The organism is Streptomyces geranii (genome assembly GCF_002954775.1).
Lineage (GTDB): Bacteria > Actinomycetota > Actinomycetes > Streptomycetales > Streptomycetaceae > Streptomyces > Streptomyces geranii.
Window position 1 is genome coordinate 23764 of sequence record NZ_PJME01000058.1, and the last position, 22908, is coordinate 46671.

Here is a 22908-nt window from a genome sequence, read left to right on the forward strand (position 1 = left end):
GTATGCCCCCGACGCTCGCCTCGCTCCTCCACCACTCCGCGCTCAGGCTGACCGTCCGGGCGGGCGGGGACCGCCTCGACGTACCCGTGCGCTGGGTGCACGCCAGCGAACTCGCCGACCCCGTCCCCTACATGGAGGGCGGGGAACTGCTCCTGATCACCGCCCTCAAGTTGGACGCCGAGGACCCGGAGACCATGCGGCGCTATGTGAAGCGGCTGGCCGGGGCGGGGGTCGCCGGGCTCGGTTTCGGCGTCGGCGTCAACTACGCGGAGATCCCCGGGGCGCTGGTGGAGGCGGCGGAGCACGAGGGGCTCCCGCTCCTCGAAGTCCCGCGCCGTACGCCCTTCCTCGCCATCAGCAAGGCGGTGTCGGCCGCGATCGCCGCCGACCAGTACCGGGCGGTCACGGCCGGATTCGCGGCCCAGCGCGAACTGACCCGGCAGGCGCTGAGCGACGGCCCGGAGGGCCTGCTCGCCGCGCTCGCCTCACAGGTCGACGGGTGGGCCGCGCTCTACGACGCCTCGGGCGCGGTCGTCGCCACCGCACCCGAGTGGGCCGGGCGGCGGGCGGCCCGGCTCACGGCGGATGTGGAGCGGCTGCGGGAGCGGGCGGCACCGGCGAGCGCGGTGGTGGGTCTGGGGGAGGGAGAGCGCGGTGAGGGCGAGGAGCGGGACCGGGTCGAGCTGCACTCCCTCGGGACCGGGCGGCGTCCGCGGGCCGCGTTGGCGGTGGGGACGGCCGGGGCGTTGGGTACGGCGGAGCGGTACGCGTTGCACTCGGCCATCGCTCTGTTGACGTTGACGACGGAGAGGTCTCGTTCGCTCCAGGCCGCTGAGCAGCGGATCGGGGCGGCTGTGCTGCGGATGCTGCTGGCCGGGGAGCCCGATCATGCGCGGGCGGTGGCCGGGGGGTTGTACGGCGAGCTGCTCGACGCGCCGTTCCGGATCGTGGTCGCGGAGGCGGCGTCGGCTCCGGTGGGGGCGGCGGGAGCGGCGCGGGATGCCGGTGGCGGGGCCGTGAGCAGGCCGACGGCCGGGTCCCTGGTCGCCGCCGACGCGGGCGGTGATCCGCTGGGCGGGCTCGCCGAGTGCCTGGAGTCCGCCGCGGCGCGGGCCGGGGAGGCGGTGCTCGTGGTGCCGGAGGGGGAGCGGCTGGTCGTGCTCGCGGTGGACGGGGGTGCGGCGGAGGTGGCCTGTGGGGAGTTCGCGGCGGCGGTGGAGGGGGCTCGGGCGGATGCCACTGGCTCCGCCTCCGCCTCCACTTCCGCCCCGGGGGGTTCCTCCTCGGCCGGATCCCGTGACGACGACGAGCTGGTGGTGGGGATGTCGGGGCCTGCGGGGCCGATCGCCGCCGCTGCCGCGTACAAGCAGGCCGAGCAGGCGTTGTCGGTGGCCCGGCGGAGGGGGCGGGTGCTGGTCGGGCACGAGCAGCTGGCCGCCGGGTCCGTGGTGCCGTTGCTGGCGGACGACGCGGTGCGGGCGTTCGCGGACGGGTTGCTGCGTCCGTTGTTCGAGCATGACGCGACCGGGCGGGGGGATCTGGTGGCGTCGTTGCGGGCGTGGCTGTCGCGGCACGGGCAGTGGGATGCGGCTGCGGCGGATCTTGGGGTGCATCGGCACACGTTGCGGTATCGGATGCGGCGGGTGGAGGAGATTCTGGGGCGGTCGCTGGATGATCCGGATGTGCGGATGGAGTTGTGGCTGGCGTTGAAGACTACGGCGGCGGTGGGGGAGTAGGGGGTTGTTCCTCGCCCCCGCCGCCCTTACCCGTTCCCATCCCTGGGGGCTGCCGCCCCCGGACCCCCGCGTATCGCGCTGAACGCGCTCGTCCTCGAACGCCGGACGGGCTGAGTGGTGCCGGCAGCCCCCAGGAACGGGATGGGACGGGTAGGGGCGGCGGGGGCGAAGAAAAACCACGCCAATCCGGCGCACCCCCCACCCCCACCACTCCACCCCGGCCAACCACCCCCACCCCCTCCCCGCCCTACCGTGTACCCATGACCTCCACGCCGCCGCCCCGCACCCACGCCTTCTGGCTCGCCGGCCGTCAGGCCACCGGTGAGACCACCTTCGACGTCACCTCCCCCTGGGACGGACGCCTCGTCGGCAAGGTCGGCGTGCCGACCGAGGACCAGATCGAGGAAGCCGTCGCCGCGGCCCACGCCGTCCGCGACGAGTTCGCCGCCACCCCGGCCCACGTCCGCGCCGCCGCCCTCGACCACGTCAGCCGCCGCCTCGCCGAGCGCACGGAAGACATCGCCCAGCTCATCTCCGCCGAGAACGGCAAGCCGGTCAAGTGGGCCCGCGGCGAGGTCGGCCGAGCCGTCTCCGTGTTCCGGTTCGCCGCCGAGGAGGCCCGGCGCTTCAACGGCGGCGAGGCCCAGCGCCTCGACACCGACCTCGGCGGACAGGGCCGCCTCGCCCTCACCCGCCGCTTCCCGAAGGGCGCGATCCTCGGCATCGCCCCCTTCAACTTCCCCCTCAACCTCTGCGCCCACAAGATCGCCCCGGCGATCGCGGCAGGCGCGCCCATCATCCTGAAGCCGGCCCCCGCCACCCCCCTCTCCGGCCTCGTCATCGGCGAACTCCTCGCCGAGACCGACCTGCCCGCCGGTTCCTGGAGCGTCCTCCCGGTCGCCAACGACCGCATGCCCGCCCTCGTACAGGACCCGCGCCTGCCCGTGATCTCCTTCACCGGCTCGGAGAAGGTCGGCTACGCGATCATGGACTCGGTGCCGCGCAAGCACTGCACCCTCGAACTCGGCGGCAACGGCGCGGCCGTCGTCCTCGCCGACTACGCCTCCGACGCCGACCTGGACTGGGCGGCGACCCGTATCGCCACGTTCTCCAACTACCAGGGCGGCCAGTCCTGCATCTCCGTGCAGCGGGTCATCGCGGACGCCTCCGTCTACGACCGCCTGCTGCCCCGCATCGTCGCCGCCGTCGAGGCCCAGGTGACCGGCGACCCGGCCGACGGCGCCACCGACGTCGGGCCGCTGGTCAGCGAGGACGCCGCCAAGCGGGTCGAGGCGTGGGTCGACGAGGCCGTGGCAGCGGGCGCGAACCTGCTCGCCGGCGGCAAGCGCGACGGTGCCTCCTACGCGCCGACCGTCCTCACCGACGTACCCGCCGATGCCACCATCTCCTGCGAGGAGGTCTTCGGACCGGTCCTCACCGTGCGGAAGGTGGACGGCGAGGCCGCCGCCTTCGCCGCCGCCAACGACTCCAAGTACGGCCTCCAGACAGGCGTGTTCACCCACGACCTCCAGGTCGCCTTCCGGGCCCACCGCGCCCTGGAGGTCGGCGGTGTCGTCATCGGCGACGTGCCCTCCTACCGCGCCGACCAGATGCCGTACGGCGGCGCCAAGCAGTCCGGCGTCGGCCGCGAGGGCGTCAGGTTCGCCATGGAGGACTACACGTACGAGCGCGTCCTCGTACTGACCGGCCTCACCCTCTAGCTAATGGGAACCATTTTCACGTACACTCGCCGATGACGCGAACGCGCCGTCACGAAAGGGTCCGGCACCGATGCCTTCCGGTGCCGGGCCCCTTCCATGCGCCGACCGCCCGGGACCCTCAGCCCGGGAAGTCGACACGCGCCAGCCGCAAGGGGCCGCGCAGCCTCAGACGTACGTCGTGCACACCGGCGGTGTCGGTGGTGGTGAGCGGGGCTCGGACCGTCGTGTAGGCGTACGGGCCTGCCGTCGCCGTTCGCGTCAGGACCGCCGCCGTTTCCGTCGCGCCGTCCAGGACGACCTCCACCACCCCCTCGCCCGCCACCTCGACCGTGATCTCCGTGACGCCTGCCCCGAAGTCGCAGTTCCGGTACAGCAGTTCGGCCTCCCCGCCGCCCGCCGGTGTCACCGCGTCGCCCGACACCTTCGTACGGTCGACGATCTCGGCGCCGCTCTGCTCGTCGAAGTCCGCCGCCACCAGTCCGAGTTGGCGCACCGCGCGCGGTGTCGCCGGAGTGCCGGTCAGCCGGACCGTCGTACTCGCCCGGACGTCCTCGCTCGACGCGCCCGCCAGTAGCTCGTACGAGCCGGGGGCGAGCCGTCGGCCGCCGTTCGCCACGTCCCAGAACTCCAGCCGGTCCAGTGGGAGTTCGAAGGACACCGTCGCCGACTCCCCTGGTGACAGGGTGACTCGGCGGTGGGCCAGCAGCTCCTTGCGCGGGCGGGCCACCGGCGACTCCGGTGCCCGCACGTACAGTTGCGCGACCTCGTCCGCCGTGACGTAACCGGTGTTGGCGACCGTGAAGGACACCCGCAGTGTTCCCTCGTCGTCCCCTCCGTCCCGCTCTCCCTCCTCCGCCTCCGCCGTCAGGTCGCCGTACGAGAAGGACCCGTACGACAGGCCGTGGCCGAAGGGGAAGAGGGGGGTGCCCTCGAAGTAGAGGTACGTCTGGCGGGAGCCGATGACGTCGTAGTCCAGGAGGTCGGGGAGGTCCGTGTCCGCCGCGTACCAGGTCTGGGGGAGGCGGCCCGCCGGGGAGACGTCGCCCGCCAGGACGCGGGCCAGCGCCGTGCCCGCCGCCTGGCCGCCGTGCGCTGTCCACAGGGCCGCCGGGAGGTCCGCGACGTCCACCGCGTACGGGTATGCCGAGGTCAGGACCAGGACCGTGCGGGGGTTCGCCGCGCGGGCCGCCGTGAGCAGGCGCCGCTGGTGGGCGGGGAGGGCCAGTGTGGTGCGGTCCTCCGTCTCGCGGCCGTTGATGTGCGGGTCGTTGCCCGCGACCACCACGACCACGTCCGCCCGCGCGGCCACTCTCTTCACCGACTCCTCACCCCGTTCGACGAAGATCAGTTCGAAGATCTCCGGAGAGGTCTCGTCAGGGGTCTCCTGGGAGGTCCCGTCAGGGGTCTCGTCCTCGGCGGCAACCTTTACGCCGTCGGCGGCGACAGAGACGTGGCGACCCGTACCGACGTGCCTGAGGAGGTGGCGGTGGTTTTCATGCGAATCGGTGGATTCGTGCGGCTCCAGGCGGAACGTTTCCTGGACCACCCAGCCTCCGGGCTGGTCCGCCGACGCCCGTACGTAGCCGTCCTCCGCGACCGAGAGATAGCGGCCGTCCGGCGCGCGCAGCGTAAGGACACCCTCGCCCCAGTCGACCAGCGCGAACTCCGTGCCCTCGGCCTCGGGCCCGGCGGTGAGCGGCGACAGGTCCGTGCGGCCCGCGAGGAGGGCCGGGTCCAGCGCGCCCTCCGCGCCCCGGGCCGCCTCCGGCGCGTCCTCGGCGGGCGGTACGTGCAGGAACGTACCCGCCGACGTCCGCAGCCGTACGCGGTCCACTCCCTCGGCGAACTCGACGTGCTCGGCGCCGAAGCGCTCGTACAGGCCCTCCAGCGGGGTCGAGCGGTGGATGAGGGTGCCGCTGTACCAGTCGGTCTTGCACTCGTCGGCGAGCAGGCCGACGACCGCGATCCGGGTGCCGGGGGCGAGCGGGAGCGTCGCGTCATCGTTCTTCAGCAGGACGATCGCCTGCTCCGCCGCCTCCTGGGCGAGGGCGCGGTGGGCCGGGGTGTCGAAGTCCTTGGTGTCCGCGTACGGGTCGTACTGCGGGTCGAACTCGCCAAGCCGGAACCGGACCGAGAGCTGGCGGCGGACCGCCCTGTCGATGTCCTCCTCCGTCAACAAGCCCTGCTCCAGGGCCCCTTGGAGGCGGGCGACGATCTTCGAGCTGTCCGTGCCGTGGTCCGTGAAGCTGTCCACGCCGGCGATCAGCGCGGCGGCCGTCGCCTCCTCGTGGGTGTCGAAGTAGTGCTCCGGGTCGACCAGGTTGGAGGGCGCCGCCGCGTCCGAGCAGACCAGGAGGTCGGCGTCCGTCCAGGTGCGCAGCTGCTCGCGCAGATGCGGGGAGACGTGGTTGGGGCGGCCGTTGACCAGGTTGTACGCGGGCATCACCCCCGCCACCGCGCCCGCCCGGACCGTGTCGCGGAAGGCGCGCAGGTCGTACTCGTGCAGGACGCGCGGGCGCACCGAGGACGAGGAAGTGGCCCTGTCCGTCTCGTTGTTGTGGGCCAGCCAGTGCTTGAGCACCGGCGCCGTGCGCCAGTACGCGGGGTGGTCGCCGCGCAGCCCGCTCGTGTAGGCGGTGGCGATGGCCGAGGTCAGCCTCGGGTCCTCCGAGTAGCCCTCCTCGTTGCGGCCCCACAGGGGGTGGCGCAGCAGATTGACCGTGGGCGCCCAGACGTTGAGGCCGACGCGGTCGTCGTGGGCGCGCATCGCGCGGACCTCCTTCGACACCGCCTCGCCGACCCGGTGCACCAACTCCTCGTTCCAGGTGGCGCCGAGACCGACCGCCTGCGGGAACACCGTCGCCGGGCCCATCCACGCCACTCCGTGCAGCGCCTCCTGCCCGGTACGGAAGGCGGCGATGCCGAGACGCTCCACGGCGGGCGCGAACTGGTGCAGGAACGCCACCCGCTCGTCGAGGGTCAGGCGCGACAGCAGATCGTCGATGCGCTTCGCGATCGGCAGCTGCGGATCGCGGAATGGCGGCGAAGGCGGCGTTTGTGCGGTCACGTGGGGTTCCCTTTGCGATGGAGCGGCCAGGCACATTCGAAGCGCTTCGATGCTCATTCGACGTGGGGGTGGGTGTCAAGAGACCCAGCCGCAATAACTGGGGCGTGCGGGGCCCCGCAGCTTGGAGGAATCTTGGGGCCGACCCTTGTGCGCCCTCAGGTGTTCACTTAACCTCGCAGCAACATCGAAGCGCTTCGACTACAGAGTGCCCCTGCACCCGTCGAAGAGCCAGAAGAGTTCCGAAGAGCCAGAAGAGTCGAAGAGCCGCTTCAGCTCAGCCAGTTCCACTGAAGACACCGCAGCCGACGGCCCACCGCCGGGTGTCCTGGTGCGCCATGAAGGGTTGACGCAATGACGCCGAATGCCTCCTCCGCCTCCTCCGCACCGAGCCGGAGAAGCTTCCTCGCCTCCACGGCGGTCGCCGCCGCGGCGGTCGCGGGCGGGATGCCGCTGCTCGCCGCCTGCGGTGGCTCCGGCGGCGGTTCCAAGGACGGCACCACCTCGGGCAAGGACGCGCAGAAGATCCTCCCGACCTTCGTGGCGCAGAACGTGGTCACGCCCGACATCCCGTCGAAGAACGGCTCGTCGATCGGCTTCACCAGCAAGCTCGACCTGGCCACGCTGAAGACCTCGGTGCCGCAGAAGCTCGGCAAGGGCAGCAGCGTGAAGATCATGTCGCCGTTCTGGGGCACCCCGCCCAAGGGCGACAACCCGTACTACACGGCGATGAACGCCCTGACCGGCGTCGACGTCTCCTGGCAGAACCAGGACGGCAACACCTACGACGAGAAGCTCGGCGCGGTGCTCGCCTCCAGCGACATCCCGGACGTCGTGGTCATCCCCGGCTGGAACATGGGCGGCAAGATCCCCAGCGCCATCAACAGCAAGTTCGCCGACCTCGGCCCGTACCTCTCCGGCGACGCGGTCAAGGACTACCCGAACCTCGCCGGCATCCCGACGGAGGCCTGGCAGCGCTCGATCTTCGGCGGCGCACTACGCGGACTGCCCATGCCTGCCTCGTACGTCGTCAACATCGTGCCGTACTACCGCCAGGACATCTTCGAGGCGAAGGGCTACGAACTCCCCACGTCCGCCGACGAGTTCCTCGCGCTGGCCAAGGAGATCACCAACGCGAAGGCGAAGGTGTGGGCGTGCGACGACATGAAGTGGACGGCGTTCAACATCTTCGGGGTGCTCTCCGGCGGTGAGAAGTCCCTCGGCTGGAACCTCGTCGACGGCAAGCTGATCTACCGCGTCGAGACCGACGAATACCTCGAAGCCCTGGAGTGGACGCGGAAGTTGTACGCCGCCGACGTCGTCCACCCCGACGCCAAGGCGCAGAACCAGGGCGACGCCGGCCTGCGCTTCACCTCGGGCGAGGTCCTCTTCTTCAACAACGACATCTCGTCGTGGTGGGGCAAGACGGCCGAACAGGCCACCCAGAACAAGGACTTCCGCATCGGTGGCATGGACATCTTCGGTCACGACGGCGGCGACCCCACCCTGTACGCCGTCCAGCCCGCCGGGATCTTCGCCTTCGTCAGCAAGAAGGCCTCCGAGAAGACGATCCGGGACGTGCTCGCCGTCGCCGACGTGACCGCGGCCCCGTACGGCACCAAGGAGTACATGCTCACCAACTACGGCGTCGAGGGCACCCATTACACGGTGAAGGACGGGGTGCCCACGAAGAACGACAAGGGCAACCAGGAGGTCACCAACGCCTTCGTCATGGTCGCCAGCCCCGCCTCGACCATCGCCCACCCCGACTTCCCCGACATCGCCAAGGCGCAGGTCGAGTGGCAGCAGCGGATGGGCGCGTTCACGAAGAAGACGCCGTTCTTCGGAATGCAGGTCGTCGAGCCGACCCGCTGGACCAATCTCTCCAACGACTTCGAGCAGCTGGAGGACGACATCGTCCGGGGCCGCAAGAAGATCAGCGACATGCAGCAGGCGGTGTCGGACTGGAAGAGCCAGGGCGGCGACCAGCTGCGCGACTGGTACCAGAAGCTGCTCGACACCAACGGCGCGGCGAAGTGACCCGGAACTGAGGCAAGGAGACGGCCGTGTCCCACAGCACGGTGCCTCGCGGCGGTTCCGAGGCAGAGACCCAGAAGCGGCGGAAGACGGCTCGTACGAGGGCCGGGAAGGCGATCGGCAAGCAGGCCGGGGCAGTTGAGGCGGGCGGCCCCGGTGACGGTGCCGCCGGGACCGGGACGTCCGGGCCGGTCCGCCCCTCGGGCAGGCTGAGCCTGCGCGTGCGGCTGCGACGCGACCGCACCCTCCTGCTGATGACCGTGCCGGCCCTCGCGCTGGTCCTGGTCTTCAACTACATCCCGATCCTGGGCAATGTCGTCGCCTTCCAGGAGTACGACCCCTACATCAGCGACAACGGCTTCGTCGCGATCTTCCACAGCCCCTGGGTCGGCCTCGAACAGTTCCAGCGGATCTTCGAGGACTCCGCGTTCTGGGACGCCGTACAGAACACGCTGGTCCTCTTCTCCCTCCAGCTCCTGCTCTTCTTCCCGATCCCGATCATGCTCGCGCTGCTCATCAACAGCGTGATCAGGCCCCGGATCCGGGCCGTCTCGCAGGCCATCCTCTACCTCCCGCACTTCTTCTCCTGGGTGCTGGTCATCACCGTCTTCCAGCAGATCTTCGGCGGCGCCGGCATCATCGCGCAGACCCTGCGGCAGCACGGCTACGAGGGCTTCGACCTCATGACCGACCCCGGGATCTTCAAGTTCCTGGTCACGGCCGAGGGCGTCTGGAAGGACGCCGGCTGGGGCATCATCGTCTTCCTCGCCGCGCTGGCCTCCGTGAGCCCCGACCTGTACGAGGCCGCCGCGATGGACGGCGCCGGCCGCTGGCGCCGCATGTGGCACGTCACGCTGCCCGCGCTGCGCCCGGTGATCGCCCTGCTGCTCGTGCTGCGCGTCGGCGACGCCCTCACGGTCGGCTTCGAACAGATCCTCCTCCAGCGCGACGCCGTCGGACCGGGCGCGGCGGAGGTCCTCGACACCTTCGTGTGGTGGAACGGCGTACGCAACCAGGACTTCAGTTACGCGGCTGCCGCCGGCCTGGTCAAGGGCGTGGTGAGTCTCGGTCTGGTCCTCGCGGCGAACAAGGTGGCCCATCTCATGGGCGAGCAGGGGGTGTACAAAAAGTGAGCGCCACGACCGACGAACGTCCCCGTGCCGCGACCGGGCGGACCACACCGGCCCCGAGCCGCTGGGCGGCCCCGCCCCGGCCCGTCTGGGAGGGCGAACCCGGCAAGGCCGGACTCGCGGGCAAGGGCATCGTCCTGGCCGGCGCCTGCCTCGCGGTGCTCTTCCCGCTGTGGATCGTCGTCGTCACCAGCCTGTCCACGAAACAGACGATCACCGAGGCCGGCGGTCTCGTGCTGATCCCCAAGGGCGTCACCTTCATCGCCTACCAGGAACTGCTCAGCGGCGGCCAGGTCACCCGGGCCAGCCTCGTCAGCCTGGGCGTCACCCTCGTCGGTACGACGTTCTCCATGACGGTGTCGATCCTCGCGGCGTACGGCCTCTCCCGCGTCGGCTCGGTCGGCCACCGCTGGATGCTGATGACGTTCCTCGCGACGATGTTCTTCGGCGCCGGCCTCATCCCGACGTACCTGCTGGTCCAGTCCCTGGGCCTGACCGACACCTACCTCGCCCTGATCCTGCCCAGCGCGATCAGCGTCTTCAACATCCTGGTCCTGCGCGGGTTCTTCATGGGCATATCACCCGAACTCATCGACAGCGCGCGCATCGACGGTGCCGGTGACTGGCGGATCCTGTGGACGATCGTGATGCCGCTGTCGCGGGCGGTCATCGCCGTCATCACGCTGTTCTACGCGGTCGGCTACTGGAGTGCCTGGTTCAACGCGTCGATCTATCTGAGCGACCAGGACATGATGCCGCTGCAGAACGTGATGATTCAGCTGGTGCAGAAGCAGGAACCTCCGGTGGGGATGGGGCAGGCGATCAAGACGGGGCAGCTTTCCGCACTCGCCGTGCAGATGGCTGTCATGACGTTGGCGTTGTTGCCGGTGGCTGTGTTGTCGCCGTTCGTGCAGCGGCATTTCAAGAAGGGCATGTTGACCGGGGCGATCAAGGGCTGAGGTGCTGTTTTCCCTGGCTCACGGTTCGGGGTGCCTCTTGCGGTTCGTTGGTGGCTGCGGGTGCGTTGTGGTTTCTCGCGCAGTTCCCCGCGCCCCTTGAAGGGGCGCTTCCCCTCACCCCTCTTTCCAAGATCGAGGTAAGTCATGTCTTTGTCTCGGCCCAGTAGACGTGCCGTTCTTGCTGCAAGTGCTGCCGTCGCCGCTGTTTCCGCCGTTTCTCTCTCTGGTACGGCCGCCCAGGCCGCGCCCGCTGCCGCTGTGCCCTCCTCCTATCGCTGGCGCAACGTCGTCATCGGCGGTACCGGATTCGTCACCGGGGTGTTGTTCCATCCCTCCGTACGAGGGCTTGCCTACGCCCGTACCGACATCGGCGGTGCCTACCGGTGGGACGAGCGGGCCGCCCGCTGGAGCCCCCTCACCGATCACCTCGGGTGGGACGACTGGAACCTCCTCGGGGTGGAGGCCATCGCCGTCGACCCCGCGCACCCGAACCGCGTCTACCTCTCCCTCGGCACCTACGCCCAGTCCTGGGCCGGGAACGGTGCCGTCCTGCGGTCCGAGGACCGGGGCGCGACCTGGGCCCGGACCGACCTCGCCGTGAAGCTCGGGGCCAACGAGGACGGGCGGGGTGCGGGGGAGCGGCTGCTCGTCGATCCGCGGGACAGCGACGCCCTGTGGCTGGGCACCCGGCACGACGGGCTGCTCAGGTCCACCGACCGGGGCGCCACCTGGGCAGCCGTCAGCGGCTTCCCTGCCGTCCCGAGCGCGAGCGGGCAGGGCGTCACCTTCCTGGTCGCCGTCGGCCGGACCGTCTACGCCGGGTGGGGCGACGGCGACGGCAAGGGCACCGCCGGTACGGCCAACCTGTACCGCACCTCCGACGGCACGACCTGGCAGGCCGTGCCCGGGCAGCCCGTCGGCGCGACCTCCGCCAAGGTCCCGATCCGCGCCGCCTACGACCCGCACACCCGCGACCTGTACGTGACGTACGGCAACGCGCCCGGTCCCAACGGCCAGTCCGACGGCAGTGTGCACCGGCTGCGCACCACGACCGGCCGGTGGACCGACGTGACCCCGGTCAGGCCGGGCGGGACCACCTCCGACGGCTCCGCCGACACCTTCGCCTATGGTGGAGTCGCCGTCGACGCCTGCCGGGCCGGCACCGTCGTCGTCTCCACCAACAACCGCTGGGCCGGCATCGACACCCTGTTCCGCTCCACGGACGGCGGTCGTACGTGGACGTCCCTCAAGGACTCCGCCGTGTTCGACGTGTCCGAGACTCCCTTCCTCAAGTGGGGCGGCGACGCGCCCAAGTTCGGCTGGTGGATCCAGGCCCTCGCGCTCGACCCGTACGACTCCCGGCACCTCGTGTACGGCACCGGCGCGACCCTCTACGGCACCCGTGACCTCAAGCACTGGGCCCCGCAGATCCGCGGCCTGGAGGAGACGTCCGTGCGCCAGTTGATCTCGCCCCCGGTCGGGGAGGCACATCTGCTCAGCGGACTCGGGGACATCGGCGTGATGTACCACGAGCGGCTCACGGCGTCTCCGTCGCGCGGAATGGCGTCGAACCCCGTGTTCGGGACGGCGACGGGACTCGCCCAGGCCGCGGCCAGACCGTCGTACGTCGTCCGGACAGGGTGGGGCGACAACGGCAACGGCGCATTCTCGAACGACGGCGGGCGGAGCTGGGCGCCCTTCGCCGCACAGCCCGACATCGCCAAGAACGCACCGGGACCGATCGCCACCAACGCCGACGGCAGCGTGCTGCTGTGGACCTTCGTGCACTGGGACGGCACGAAGTACCCAGCCCACCGCTCCACGGACAACGGCACGACCTGGACCGAGATCTCCTCCGTTCCGAAGGGCGCCACGCCGGTCGCCGACCCGGCCGACCCGACGCTCTTCTACGCATACGACACCGACACGGGAACGCTATACGCCAGCACTGACAGTGGCCTCTCCTTCACTGCACGTGCGGGCGGGCTGCCGTCCGGCGACGCCCAGTTCGAGCTGGTCGCGGCCCCGGGCAGGTCCGGTGACCTGTGGCTGAGCGTCAAGTGGAACGGGCTGTACCGGTCCGTCGACGGCGGTCTCACCTTCACCAAGGTCGCCAGCTGCTGGGCCTCGTACACCCTCGGTTTCGGGCGGGCCGCCGAGGGCGCCGCCTACCCGGCCGTCTACATGGTCGGCAGCACGGAGGCCATCACCGCCGTCTACCGCTCCGACGACGAGGCGAAGACCTGGACGCGGATCAACGACGACGCCCATCAGTGGGGCTGGACCGGTGAGGTGATCACCGGCGACCCGCGCGTCTACGGCCGCGTCTACCTCGCCACCAACGGGCGTGGCATCCAGTACGGGGAGCCCGTCTGATGCCCGTACCCGAGAGGCCCGAGGGCCGCCCCGGCCTCGCCGACGCCACCCGTGGCCGCATTCTCTTCGGCGGCGACTACAACCCCGAACAGTGGCCCGAGGAGACCTGGCCCGAGGACGTCCGGCTGATGAAGGACGCCGGCGTCAACTCCGTCACCCTCGGCGTCTTCTCCTGGGCCAAGCTCGAACCCCGGCCCGGGGCACGGGACTTCGGCTGGCTGGACCGGTTGATGGACCTGATGCACGCGAGCGGCATCGGCGTCGTCCTTGCCACGCCCACCTCCTCGCCGCCGCCCTGGATGGGCCGGCTGCACCCGGAGACCCTGCCCGTCGCCGAGGACGGGCGCATCGAATGGTGGGGCGGGCGCCAGCACTTCGCGCACTCCAGCGCCGTCTACCGCCGTTACGCCGCCGCCATCACCGAGGACCTGGCCGCCCGCTACGGCGGCCACCCCGCCCTCACCATGTGGCACATCAACAACGAGTACTGCACCTACGACTGGGGCGACGAGTCGGCCGCCGCCTTCCGCCGCTGGCTGCAGGGGAAGTACGGGACGCTGGACGCCCTCAACACCGCCTGGGGCACGGCCTTCTGGAGCCAGGGATACGGCGACTGGTCGGAGATCCTCCCGCCGCGCCTCCCGCACTACATGCGCAACCCGTCCCAGGTACTGGACTTCAAACGGTTCACGTCCGACGCACTCCTGGAGTGCTACCTCGCGGAACGCGACATCGTCCGCCGCCACACCCCGCACCTCCCGGTCACCACCAACTTCATGCCGCTGTGGGTGGGCCAGGACGCCTGGCGCTGGGTGCAGGAGGAGGACGTCGTCTCCGTCGACCTCTACCCCGATCCCCGTGACCCCTTCGGCGCCCAACAGGCCGCGCTCGTGCAGGACATGACGCGTTCGCAGGCACGCGGCCCGTGGATGCTGATGGAGCAGGCGGCCGGTCCGGTCAACTGGCGGGGCGTGAACCACCCCAAGCCGCGTGGCCTCAACCGCCTCTGGTCGCTCCAGTCGGTGGCACGCGGCGCCGACGCCGTCTGCTACTTCCAGTGGCGCCAGTCCCGGCAGGGCGCCGAGAAGTTCCACTCCGGCATGGTCAGCCACGCGGGCGAACACGGCCGCACCTTCCAGGAGATCAAGCAGCTCGGCGCCGAACTCGCCACCATCGGCGGCGAGGTGACGGGCAGTCACACCGCCAACGACATCGCCGTCCTCCACGACTGGCACGCCTGGTGGGGCGGCGCCCAGGACGGACGGCTCTCCGCCGAGGTGGACTACCCACAGGTCGTACGGGCCTGGCACCGGGCCCTGTGGGAAGCGCACCTCGCCACCGACTTCGCCCACCCCGAGCACGACCTGTCGGCCTACCGGCTCGTCGTCGTACCGCAGTTGTACCTGCTCACGGACACGGCGATCGACAACCTCCTGGCCTACGCACGCGACGGCGGCACCCTCGTCTGCGGCTTCCTGACCGGAGTCGCCGACGAGGACGACCGGGTACGCCCCGGCGGCATGGACGAGCGACTCCGCGAACTGTTCGGACTGCGCACCCTGCACGAGTGGTGGCCGCTGGACGCCGGTGAGACCGTCGAAGTCGACGGCTTCCAGGGCCAGTTGTGGTCCGAGGAGCTGGAGGCCGACGGCGCCGACGAGATCACCCCGTACAAGGGCGGCGAACTCGACGGACTCCCGGCGATCCTGCGCAAGGGCAGCGCCTGGTACGTCTCCACCCTCCCCGAGCCCGACGCGCTCCGCGACCTCCTCGCCCGGATCGGCGCCGACGCGGGCGTCCGACCGGTACTGGACGGGCTGCCCGCCGGGGTCGAGGCGGTCCGGCGCGGCGAACTGCTCTTCGTCCTCAACCACGGCTCCGACCCCGTGACCGTCCAAGTGCCGGGCACTCGAAGGGACTTGCTGACCGGGGACACGGTCACGGACACGATCCAGCTCGGCCGGTACGGAGTGGCGGTGCTGAAGCCATGACAGCGAACGGACCCGTCCACGGCACCTGGGAGCCCCACCCCGCCGCCCGCTGGGAGGACGGCTATCTGAGCGGCAACGGCCGCCACGGCGCCCTGGTGTTCGGCGATCCGGCCGGCGACCGTGTCGTCGTCACACACCACACCCTCGTACGCCCGAACGGCAGCGAACACGCCCGCCCGCCGCAGCTCGCGGACCAACTGGCCGACCTCCAGGACCGGTTGCTCGCCGGGGACCTCACGGCCGCCGAGAGCTTCACCGACGGGCGGGAACTGCAGTGGGTGCAGCCCTTCCACCCGGCGTTCCAGGTGCGGCTGACGGGAGGAGCGCCCGAGGGGGAGCGCCGGGACTACCGGCGGTCCGTCGACTTCACCAGCGGCGTCGTCGAGGCCGCGTGCGAGGGGTGGCGCAGCCGGGTCTTCGTCTCCCGCTCGGACGACGTCATCGTCCAGTACGTCACCGGCAGCCACAGCCACAGCCACAGCCTCGCCCTCGACATCGATCTCGACCACCGACTCCCGGGCGCCCCTGATGAGTTGGGCGTTGGCCGGAGCGTGGTGCGCATCCCCGAGGGCGCCCTCCTTACCCTCCGGGTCGGCTACCCCGACAGCGACCGCGCCTACACCGGCGTGACCCTCGTCGTACCCACGGGCGGCGCCACTACCCTCACCCCGCCCGGTGTGCGCATCGAGGGCGCGGAGGGCGTGCTGCTGCTGACCCGTGTCGACCGGCACGTCGGCGAACTGGGCACGGAGGACCACGCCCGCGCTCTGCGTGACCTGCTGTCGGACGCGGACGACAAGCAGCCGCAAGGGGAGCGCACGTACCGCGACCTCCTCGCCCGCCACATCTCCCTCCACCGCACCGCCTACGATCGCGTCACCCTCGACCTCACCGCCGACGACACCGAACGCGCCCTGCCCGGCACGGAGTTGCTCGCCCGTACCAAGAGCCCCGCCCTCCTGGAGCGCCTCTTCGCCGCCGGCCGCTACCACCTGTTGTCGGCCAGCGGCCTCTTCCCGCCCCGTCTGACCGGCCTGTGGACCGGGGACTGGGACACGGCGTGGTCGGGAGCGTTCACCAACGACGCCAACGTCAACCTGCAGACCGCGTCGGCCGCAGCCGGCGCCCTCCCCGAAGTCACCGAAGCGCTCGCCTCCCTGATCCACAGTCAGGTCGACAACTGGCGGGAGAACGCCCGTACCGTCTTCGGCGCGAGGGGTGTCATGGCGCCCGCGCACACCGACGGCGAGTCCGGGCTGACGTACCATTTCAGCCGCGAATACCCCCTGCACCTCTGGACGGCCGGCGCCGACTGGCTGCTCAAGCCGCTCGTCGACCACGACGACACCGAGGGCGTCCACGACCCGCGCACGGCCGCCCTGCTCGCCGAAGTCGCCCTGTTCTACGAGGACTTCCTCACCCGCACCGACGCCGACGGCCATCTCGTCGTCGTCCCCTCCTACTCGCCCGAGAACCGTCCCGCCAACGCGAGCTGGGGTGCCGTCAACGCGGCCATGGACCTCTCGGCGGCCCGGCACGCCCTGCGCACGGCGGCCGACCACCACCCCGGCGACCCCGAACGGGCGGCTCGCTGGCGGGCGTTGGCCGACCGGCTGCCACCGCACCGGGTCAACGCCGACGGCGCCCTCGCCGAATGGGCCCGGCCGGGACTGGACGACACCTACGACCACCGCCACCTCAGTCACCTCTACGGCGTCTGGCCGCTCGACGAGATCAACCCGTACGACACTCCCGACCTCGCCGCAGCCGCGTACCGCGCGCTCCAACTCCGGGGCGCCGAGAACGACTCGGCCCACGGCCACCTCCACCACGCCCTGATCGCGGCCCGCCTCCGCGACGGCGAACGCGTCACCCAGGCCCTCGGCGAGGTGCTCGACGGCGACTTCTTCCACGCGTCCCTGATGAGCGCCCACTACCCGCGACGGGACGTCTACAACGCGGACGCCGCGCACACCCTCCCCGCCGTACTGATCGAGGCGCTCGTCCAGTCGACCCCCGACCGGCTGGTCCTCCTGCCCGCGCTCCCGGCGGCCTGCCCCACAGGTCAACTCCGGGGCGTACGGACGCGGTTCGGCGCGGAGGTCGACCTCGACTGGGCACCGGGGCAGCTCCGGGCCGTCGTACGCCCCACCCGAACCCACCGGATCGACCTCAGGACTTCCTCCGGCGCCCGCACGCTCGACCTCGTCGCCGGAGAAGACCGCGTGCTCTCGTTCGAGACGTTCGAAACGTTCGAGACGCGGTGACTCCCCCCTCCACATCCCCCCACCCATGGAAGGAACCACCATGGCAAGGAACACCCTCCGCAGGATCACCATGGCGGTGCTGGCACCGGCGATGGCGCTCGGCGCCACCGTCGGGCTCGCCTCCGCCCCCGCCTCGGCCGCAGTCTGGAACTCCTGCGACCAGTGGGGCAACACGAGCCTGAACGGCTACACCCTCTACAACAACATCTGGGGCTCGGGCGCCGGCAGCCAGTGCATCTGGGCCAACTCCGGTACCAACTGGGGTGTCTGGGCCAACCACCCGAACACCGGCGGCATCAAGTCGTACCCCAACTCCAAGAAGGTGATCAACAAGACGATCACCTCGCTCGGCTCGCTCTCCAGCAGCTACAACGTCACCGTGCCGTCGTCCGGCGCGTACAACACGTCGTACGACATCTGGGACACCGACTACGACTACGAGATCATGCTCTGGGTCAACTACAACGGCGCCGTCGGCCCGTTGGGCACCTCGCAGGGCAACGTCACCCTCGGCGGCCACACCTGGACCGTCTACAAGGGCAGCAACGGCGCCAACGAGGTCTTCTCGTTCCTGCGCACCTCCGACTCCACCTCCGGCACCGTCAACATCCTCCCGATCCTCAAGTGGATCAAGGACACCAAGGGCTGGTTCGGCAACGAGACCATCGGTGACGTGCAGTTCGGCTACGAGGTCACCTCGTCCTCCGGCGGCCTGGACTTCACCACCAACAACCTGACCGTCAGCAGCAGCTGAGGCCGGTCGCAGCCGGGCCGGGGCCGGTCGTGCCGTTCAGGCGCGGTCGACCTCGGCCCGCAGCGCGTTGTACTCGCCGAATGCCTCCTCCACACCGGCCGCCGTCAGCCCGTAACGGGCCAGGTCGTACCGGTGCGGTCGGCTGCCCCTGAGGTGGGTGGCGACCGTCGGGAGCCGGGCCGCGTCCGCGTCGGTCCAGTGGGCGCCGACAGCCGCGTACAACTTCGGAGCGCCCGCCGCCGGATCGGTGCCGAGCCACGAGTAGGGCACATCCACCACGGCCTCACGCGGGAACCCGGCCCGAGCCGCGAGCCCGCGCCGCACGGCACGGCTCAGCAGATCCAGCCAGGTGGCGCCCAGGGCGTGCAGGTCGGTCGTACGCCGGGAGAGGTCCATCCCGCACTCGACCAGACTGCAGAACGAGGCGACGGCGGTCGCCGGGTCGCGGTGGGTCCACACGAGCGTGGCATCGGGGAACACGGTGCGCAGGGCGTCCAGATTCCCGGTGTGCATAGGGGACTTGAGAATCCAGCGCCGCTTCGGCCGCCCGTACTGGAGCACCTGGAGGCACTCCTTGAGGTGGCGGTAGTCGGGAACGAAGTCCCGCGTGAACTGCTCGGCGTGGTACTCCGGCAGCCGCGCCTGGGACAACGGCACCAGGGCGTGCGGCAGCAGGAAGGTGTCCTCCTCGGGCCCCTCGGCGGTCATGGGGTGGATCTCACGGAAGCGCGGGGAGAGCAGATACGTCCCGTCGAGCATCCGGCGCGCGGCCGTGACCGCCTTCTTCCGTTCCTGAGGCGACGGTTCGAGTCCGGGGGCGAGCAACTCCCAGAGCCGGGGGCAGCGATGCTCGTCGGACAGGGACAACACGCCGTGGGTGAGCGTGGTGGCGGTACGCGGCAGCCCCACCACGAACACCGGCTTCTCGACGGCCTCTTGAGCGATGGCCGGCTGCTCGGCGATCAGCCGGCCGACACGGGCCCGGTTGGTCAGATGCCGCCGCACATGGCCCTGCGCGGACTGCCAGCCGACCGGCGACAGTTCCACGTCGCCCGCCCACTCCCGCAGCAACGGCCGTAACCCGTCGACGAACCACTCGTCCCCGTCCGCCAACCCCGCCTTCTCGACGATCCGCTCGAAGACCCGATCCGGCTCGCGCCGCGATCCGAACGAAGGCCGCAGCAGCAGATTGGCCAGTAAGAGGGGGAGGGGAGCAGCAGACACGGGCCGTGTTCCTTTCCGTCGAGGCGTGGATCGACCGTACCTGACCGACTCCCCGAACAGACGCGCCCCAAAGGGGCGCGGGGAACTGCGCGACCAGCCGCAACGCACCCGCACCCGCTCCCGAGCCGAACCCACCCCTACTCGGCGATAGGCAACCGCACCCCACCCCGCAGGAACACCGGAATCCGATCCAAGGGCGCATCGACAGTCACCGCCACACCTCCCTCAAACACCTCACCCGTCCACGCATCCGTCCAACTCGCCCCCGCCGGAAGGTAAGCCGTACGAGCCGTAGCCCCCGCGGTCAGCACGGGCGCGACCAACACATCAGGCCCGAACAGATACGAGTCGTCGACCGACCAGGTCGCCGGATCCTCCGGGAACTCCAGGAACAGTGGCCGCATGACCGGCAACCCCTCCTCATGAGCCGACCGCATCACCCCCAACACATACGGCTTCAACCGCTCCCGCAACCGCACATACCGCTCAAGAATCGCCCCCGCCTCCTCCCCGTACGACCACACCTCGTTGGGCCCACCGGTCATGTCGGGCCCCAACGGCATCCCCGGATCCCGGAACCCATGCAGCCGCATCAGCGGCGAGAACGCGCCGAACTGGAACCAGCGGACCATGACCTCGCGGTACGCCGGGTCGTCCGGGTCGCCGCCGTGGAAGCCGCCGATGTCGGTGTTCCACCAAGGGATGCCGGAGAGAGCGGTGTTGAGACCGGCCGCGATCTGGCGGCGCAGGGTCGGGAAGTCGACGCCGATGTCGCCGGACCACAGGGCGGCGCCGTAGCGCTGACTGCCCGCCCAGGCCGAGCGGTTGAGGCTGATCACCTCGTCCTCGCCGGACGCGACCAGGCCCTCGTAGAAGGTGCGGGCGTTGTCGAGCGGGTACAGGTTGCCGACCTCAAGGCCGGGGCCCGCCCAGTACCGCAGGTTCTCCGGGAAGCCCGGCTTCAGCTCCGGCTCGCAGGCGTCCAGCCAGAAGGCCGTGATGCCGTACGGGGCAAGGTAGTTGTCGCGGATCTTCGACCAGAGGAAATCGCGAGCTTCGGGGTTCGTGGCGTCGTAGAAGGCGACCTGGACGGTCGAGGCGACCCCCTTGTCCGGCCAGTCGGCGTGGGCCATCGGGCCGTACTGCGTGCCTATCAAGTAGCCGCGCTGCTCCATGAGTTCGTGGTTCTCGGAGAGCGGCGACACCGAAGGCCACACGGAGACGACGAGCTTGACGCCCATCTCCGTCAACTCCGCGACCATGGCGGCCGGGTCGGGCCACTCGGCCGGGTCGAACTTCCAGTCGCCGAGATGCGTCCAGTGGAAGAAGTCGCACACGATGGCCCGCAGCGGCAGCCCGCGCCGCTTGTACTCCCGTGCCACGTCGAGGAGTTCGTCCTGGGTGCGGTACCGCAGCTTGCACTGCCAGAAGCCCGCCGCCCATTCCGGCAGCATCGGCGTGCGGCCCGTCACCGCGCTGTAGCGGCGCTGGGCGTCGGCCGGCTGCCCTGCGGTGATCCAGTAGTCGATCTGCCGGGCCGAATCCGCCACCCAGCGCGTCCCGTTGCCCGCCAGCTCCACCCGCCCGATCGCCGGGTTGTTCCACAGCAGGGTGTAGCCACGGCTGGAGGTGAGCACCGGCACGGACACCTCGGCGTTGCGCTGCACCAGGTCCAGCACGACCCCCTTCTGGTCGAACAGCCCGTGCTGGTGCTGGCCGAGCCCGTACAGCTTCTCGCCCTCGTACGCGGCGAACCGCTGCTCCAGCCGGTGGTGGCCGTTGCCGACGGCCGTGTAGAGACGCGAGCCCGGCCACCAGAAGTGCGCCCGCTCCTCGGCGAGCAGCTCGGCCGAGTCGTCGGTCCGCAGGAACCGGATCAGGCCCTCCGCGCTCACCTCGACGGTCAGCGCACCGACCGTCAACTGCCCCTGCCCGCCCTCGATCTTGACAGTGGACGCGGTCGACGGCGGCTCGTCGAGCAGGGCGCCCGGCAACCCCTGAAGGACCGGCCCGCCGAGCCGTGTCCGGACCCGGACCGCGTCCGGACCCCAGGGTTCTATCCGTACGGTCTCCTGCCGGCCGCTCCACTCCAGTGCACCGTCCCGCTCACGGAACGTACCGACGGTGGGGGAGGACTGCGCGAGGCTGACCGCGCCTGACGGGGGCGGGGTTTCGGCGGGCTGGTTCACGTGGCGGCTCCTGTGAAGGAAGGAGTGGGGGAGGGGAACCGGCACAGCTCTGCCGCACCGGGACAGGGAGGGGCCCGACGCGGGAAGCGACCGGACCGGCGATAGCCGTACTAAGGACGTAGCCGTACTAAGGACGTAGCCGTACTAAGGACGTAGCCGTGCTGAGGAGTTGACCGTGCTCAGGAAGTAGCCGTACTCAGAAGTGACCGTGCTCAGGAAGTGACCGGAGCCGGGCCCGTACTCGCCCGTACCGTCAACTCGGGTGCGAGCAGCGCGACTTCGTCGCCCCCGTGCCCGTCGAGCTTTGCGATCAGCAGCTCCACCGCCCGCCGCCCCATCTCCTGCGCGGGAATGGCGACGGACGTCAGCCGCACCGAGGCCTGGGTGGCGACCTGGTCCGGGCAGACGGCGATGACCGACACGTCCTCCGGCACCGCCCGCCCCTGCTGGCGCAACAGCGCGAGCAGCGGTTCCACCGCCGACTCGTTCTGCACGACGAACCCCGTGGTGCCCGGCCGTTCGTCGAAGATCCGGGCCAGTGTCACCGTCATCGCGTCGAACCCGCCCTCGCACGGCCGGTGCAGCACCCGCACCCCCAACTCCCGTGAGCGGGACCGGAGTCCGTCGAGCGTGCGCTCGGCGAAACCGGTGTGCCGTTCGTAGACCGCGGGCGCCTCGCCGATGACAGCGATGTCGCGGTGGCCGAGCTTCGCCAGGTGCTCGGCACACAGCGCGCCCGTGGCGGCGAAGTCGAGGTCGACGCAGGTCAGACCCTCGGTGGCGGCAGGAAGCCCGATGAGCACGGAGGGTTGGTCCGTGCCGCGCAGCAACGGCAGCCGCTCGTCGTCGAGTTCGACGTCCATCAGGATCATCGCGTCGGCGAGCCCGCTGCCGGTGACGCGGCGCACGGCGTCGGGGCCCTCCTCGCCGGTGAGCAGCAGGACGTCGTACCCGTGCGTGCGGGCGTTGGTGGCGACCGCGATGGCGATCTCCATCATCACCGGCACGTACATGTCCGTACGCAACGGGACCATCAGGGCGATGATGTTGGAGCGGTTGCTCGCCAGCGCCCGGGCGCCCGCGTTCGGGTGGTAGCCGAGCTGTTGGATGCTCTGCTCGACCCGCTGCCGGGTGCCCACGGAGATGGACCGCTTGCCGCTGAGGACATAGCTCACCGTGCTCGCCGAGACTCCGGCGTGCTGGGCGACCTCGGCGAGGGTGACCATCCAGCTCTCCAAGCGGTGTGTGAAGCGCTTCGACAGTGCGCGTAACGGATAACGGTGAGGGATATCGGCGAGTGAGGGTGCAACGACAGTAACCCCACCGGGGGTGGGTGTCCATATGTTGTCGAAGCGCTTCGACAAGGTTTCTCGGGGCGTCCGCCGGTCCTTCTCGGATCTTTCCCGGCCAACGTGGCAACTTTCCCACCCCGCGGCGGCCACTGGGGAGTGCTCCGCGAA

Annotated in this window: 13 protein-coding genes; 9 read left to right on the top strand and 4 right to left on the bottom strand. The window is 70.5% G+C overall.

Translation table 11 applies throughout. From position 1 onward, the window contains the following. Positions 1-2 precede the first annotated feature (2 nt). On the top strand, positions 3-1736 hold the full coding sequence (locus tag CW359_RS39010) for a PucR family transcriptional regulator (protein WP_105974967.1): 1734 nt from the start codon (positions 3-5) through the stop codon (positions 1734-1736). 260 nt (positions 1737-1996) lie between these two features. Then, the gene (locus CW359_RS39015; RefSeq protein ID WP_105974968.1) at positions 1997-3457 is read left to right on the top strand and encodes an aldehyde dehydrogenase family protein; all 1461 of its coding nucleotides are present in this window, start codon (positions 1997-1999) and stop codon (positions 3455-3457) included. 118 nt (positions 3458-3575) lie between these two features. Here CW359_RS39015 and CW359_RS39020 read toward each other — a convergent pair whose 3' ends face one another. After that, entirely contained in the window at positions 3576-6524 is a 2949-nt protein-coding gene (locus CW359_RS39020) for a glycoside hydrolase family 3 C-terminal domain-containing protein (RefSeq protein ID WP_105974969.1), read from the bottom strand. Between the two features lie 351 nt (positions 6525-6875). Here CW359_RS39020 and CW359_RS39030 point away from each other — a divergent pair, with 351 nt between their 5' ends. From CW359_RS39030 to CW359_RS39060, 7 genes are all read left to right on the top strand, one after another. Further along, positions 6876-8561, top strand: a complete 1686-nt coding sequence (locus CW359_RS39030; protein WP_105974970.1) for an extracellular solute-binding protein — start codon at positions 6876-6878, stop codon at positions 8559-8561. Positions 8562-8587: 26 nt separating this feature from the next. Next, on the top strand, positions 8588-9691 hold the full coding sequence (locus CW359_RS39035) for an ABC transporter permease (RefSeq protein ID WP_105974971.1): 1104 nt from the start codon (positions 8588-8590) through the stop codon (positions 9689-9691). After that, entirely contained in the window at positions 9688-10647 is a 960-nt protein-coding gene (locus tag CW359_RS39040) for a carbohydrate ABC transporter permease (protein ID WP_105974972.1), read from the top strand. Before CW359_RS39035 ends, CW359_RS39040 begins: the two co-directional genes overlap by 4 nt. Positions 10648-10791: 144 nt before the next feature. Next, positions 10792-13023 (top strand): sialidase family protein, encoded by a 2232-nt coding sequence (locus tag CW359_RS39045; RefSeq protein WP_105974973.1) that lies wholly within the window; start codon positions 10792-10794, stop codon positions 13021-13023. Then, positions 13023-15014 carry a beta-galactosidase gene (locus CW359_RS39050; RefSeq protein WP_105974974.1) on the top strand — a complete coding sequence of 664 codons (1992 nt, stop codon included), beginning with the start codon at positions 13023-13025 and terminating at the stop codon, positions 15012-15014. The genes CW359_RS39045 and CW359_RS39050 overlap by 1 nt, the downstream gene beginning before the upstream one ends. Beyond that, positions 15011-17281 (top strand): glycosyl hydrolase family 95 catalytic domain-containing protein, encoded by a 2271-nt coding sequence (locus CW359_RS39055; protein ID WP_105974975.1) that lies wholly within the window; start codon positions 15011-15013, stop codon positions 17279-17281. Before CW359_RS39050 ends, CW359_RS39055 begins: the two co-directional genes overlap by 4 nt. Before the next feature lie 40 nt (positions 17282-17321). Continuing rightward, the gene (locus tag CW359_RS39060; RefSeq protein WP_198655551.1) at positions 17322-18035 is read left to right on the top strand and encodes a glycoside hydrolase family 12 protein; all 714 of its coding nucleotides are present in this window, start codon (positions 17322-17324) and stop codon (positions 18033-18035) included. Between the two features lie 36 nt (positions 18036-18071). Here CW359_RS39060 and CW359_RS39065 read toward each other — a convergent pair whose 3' ends face one another. The 3 genes from CW359_RS39065 to CW359_RS39075 form a co-directional block, all read right to left on the bottom strand. Continuing rightward, on the bottom strand, positions 18072-19259 hold the full coding sequence (locus tag CW359_RS39065) for a sulfotransferase family protein (RefSeq protein WP_105974977.1): 1188 nt from the start codon (positions 19257-19259) through the stop codon (positions 18072-18074). 137 nt (positions 19260-19396) lie between these two features. Further along, positions 19397-21448: a glycoside hydrolase family 31 protein gene (locus CW359_RS39070; protein ID WP_105974978.1), complete on the bottom strand. Its 2052-nt coding sequence runs from the start codon at positions 21446-21448 to the stop codon at positions 19397-19399. 212 nt (positions 21449-21660) lie between these two features. Next, positions 21661-22674, bottom strand: coding sequence for a LacI family DNA-binding transcriptional regulator (locus tag CW359_RS39075; protein ID WP_105974979.1), 1014 nt, complete (start codon positions 22672-22674; stop codon positions 21661-21663). Between the last annotated feature and the right edge of the window lie 234 nt (positions 22675-22908).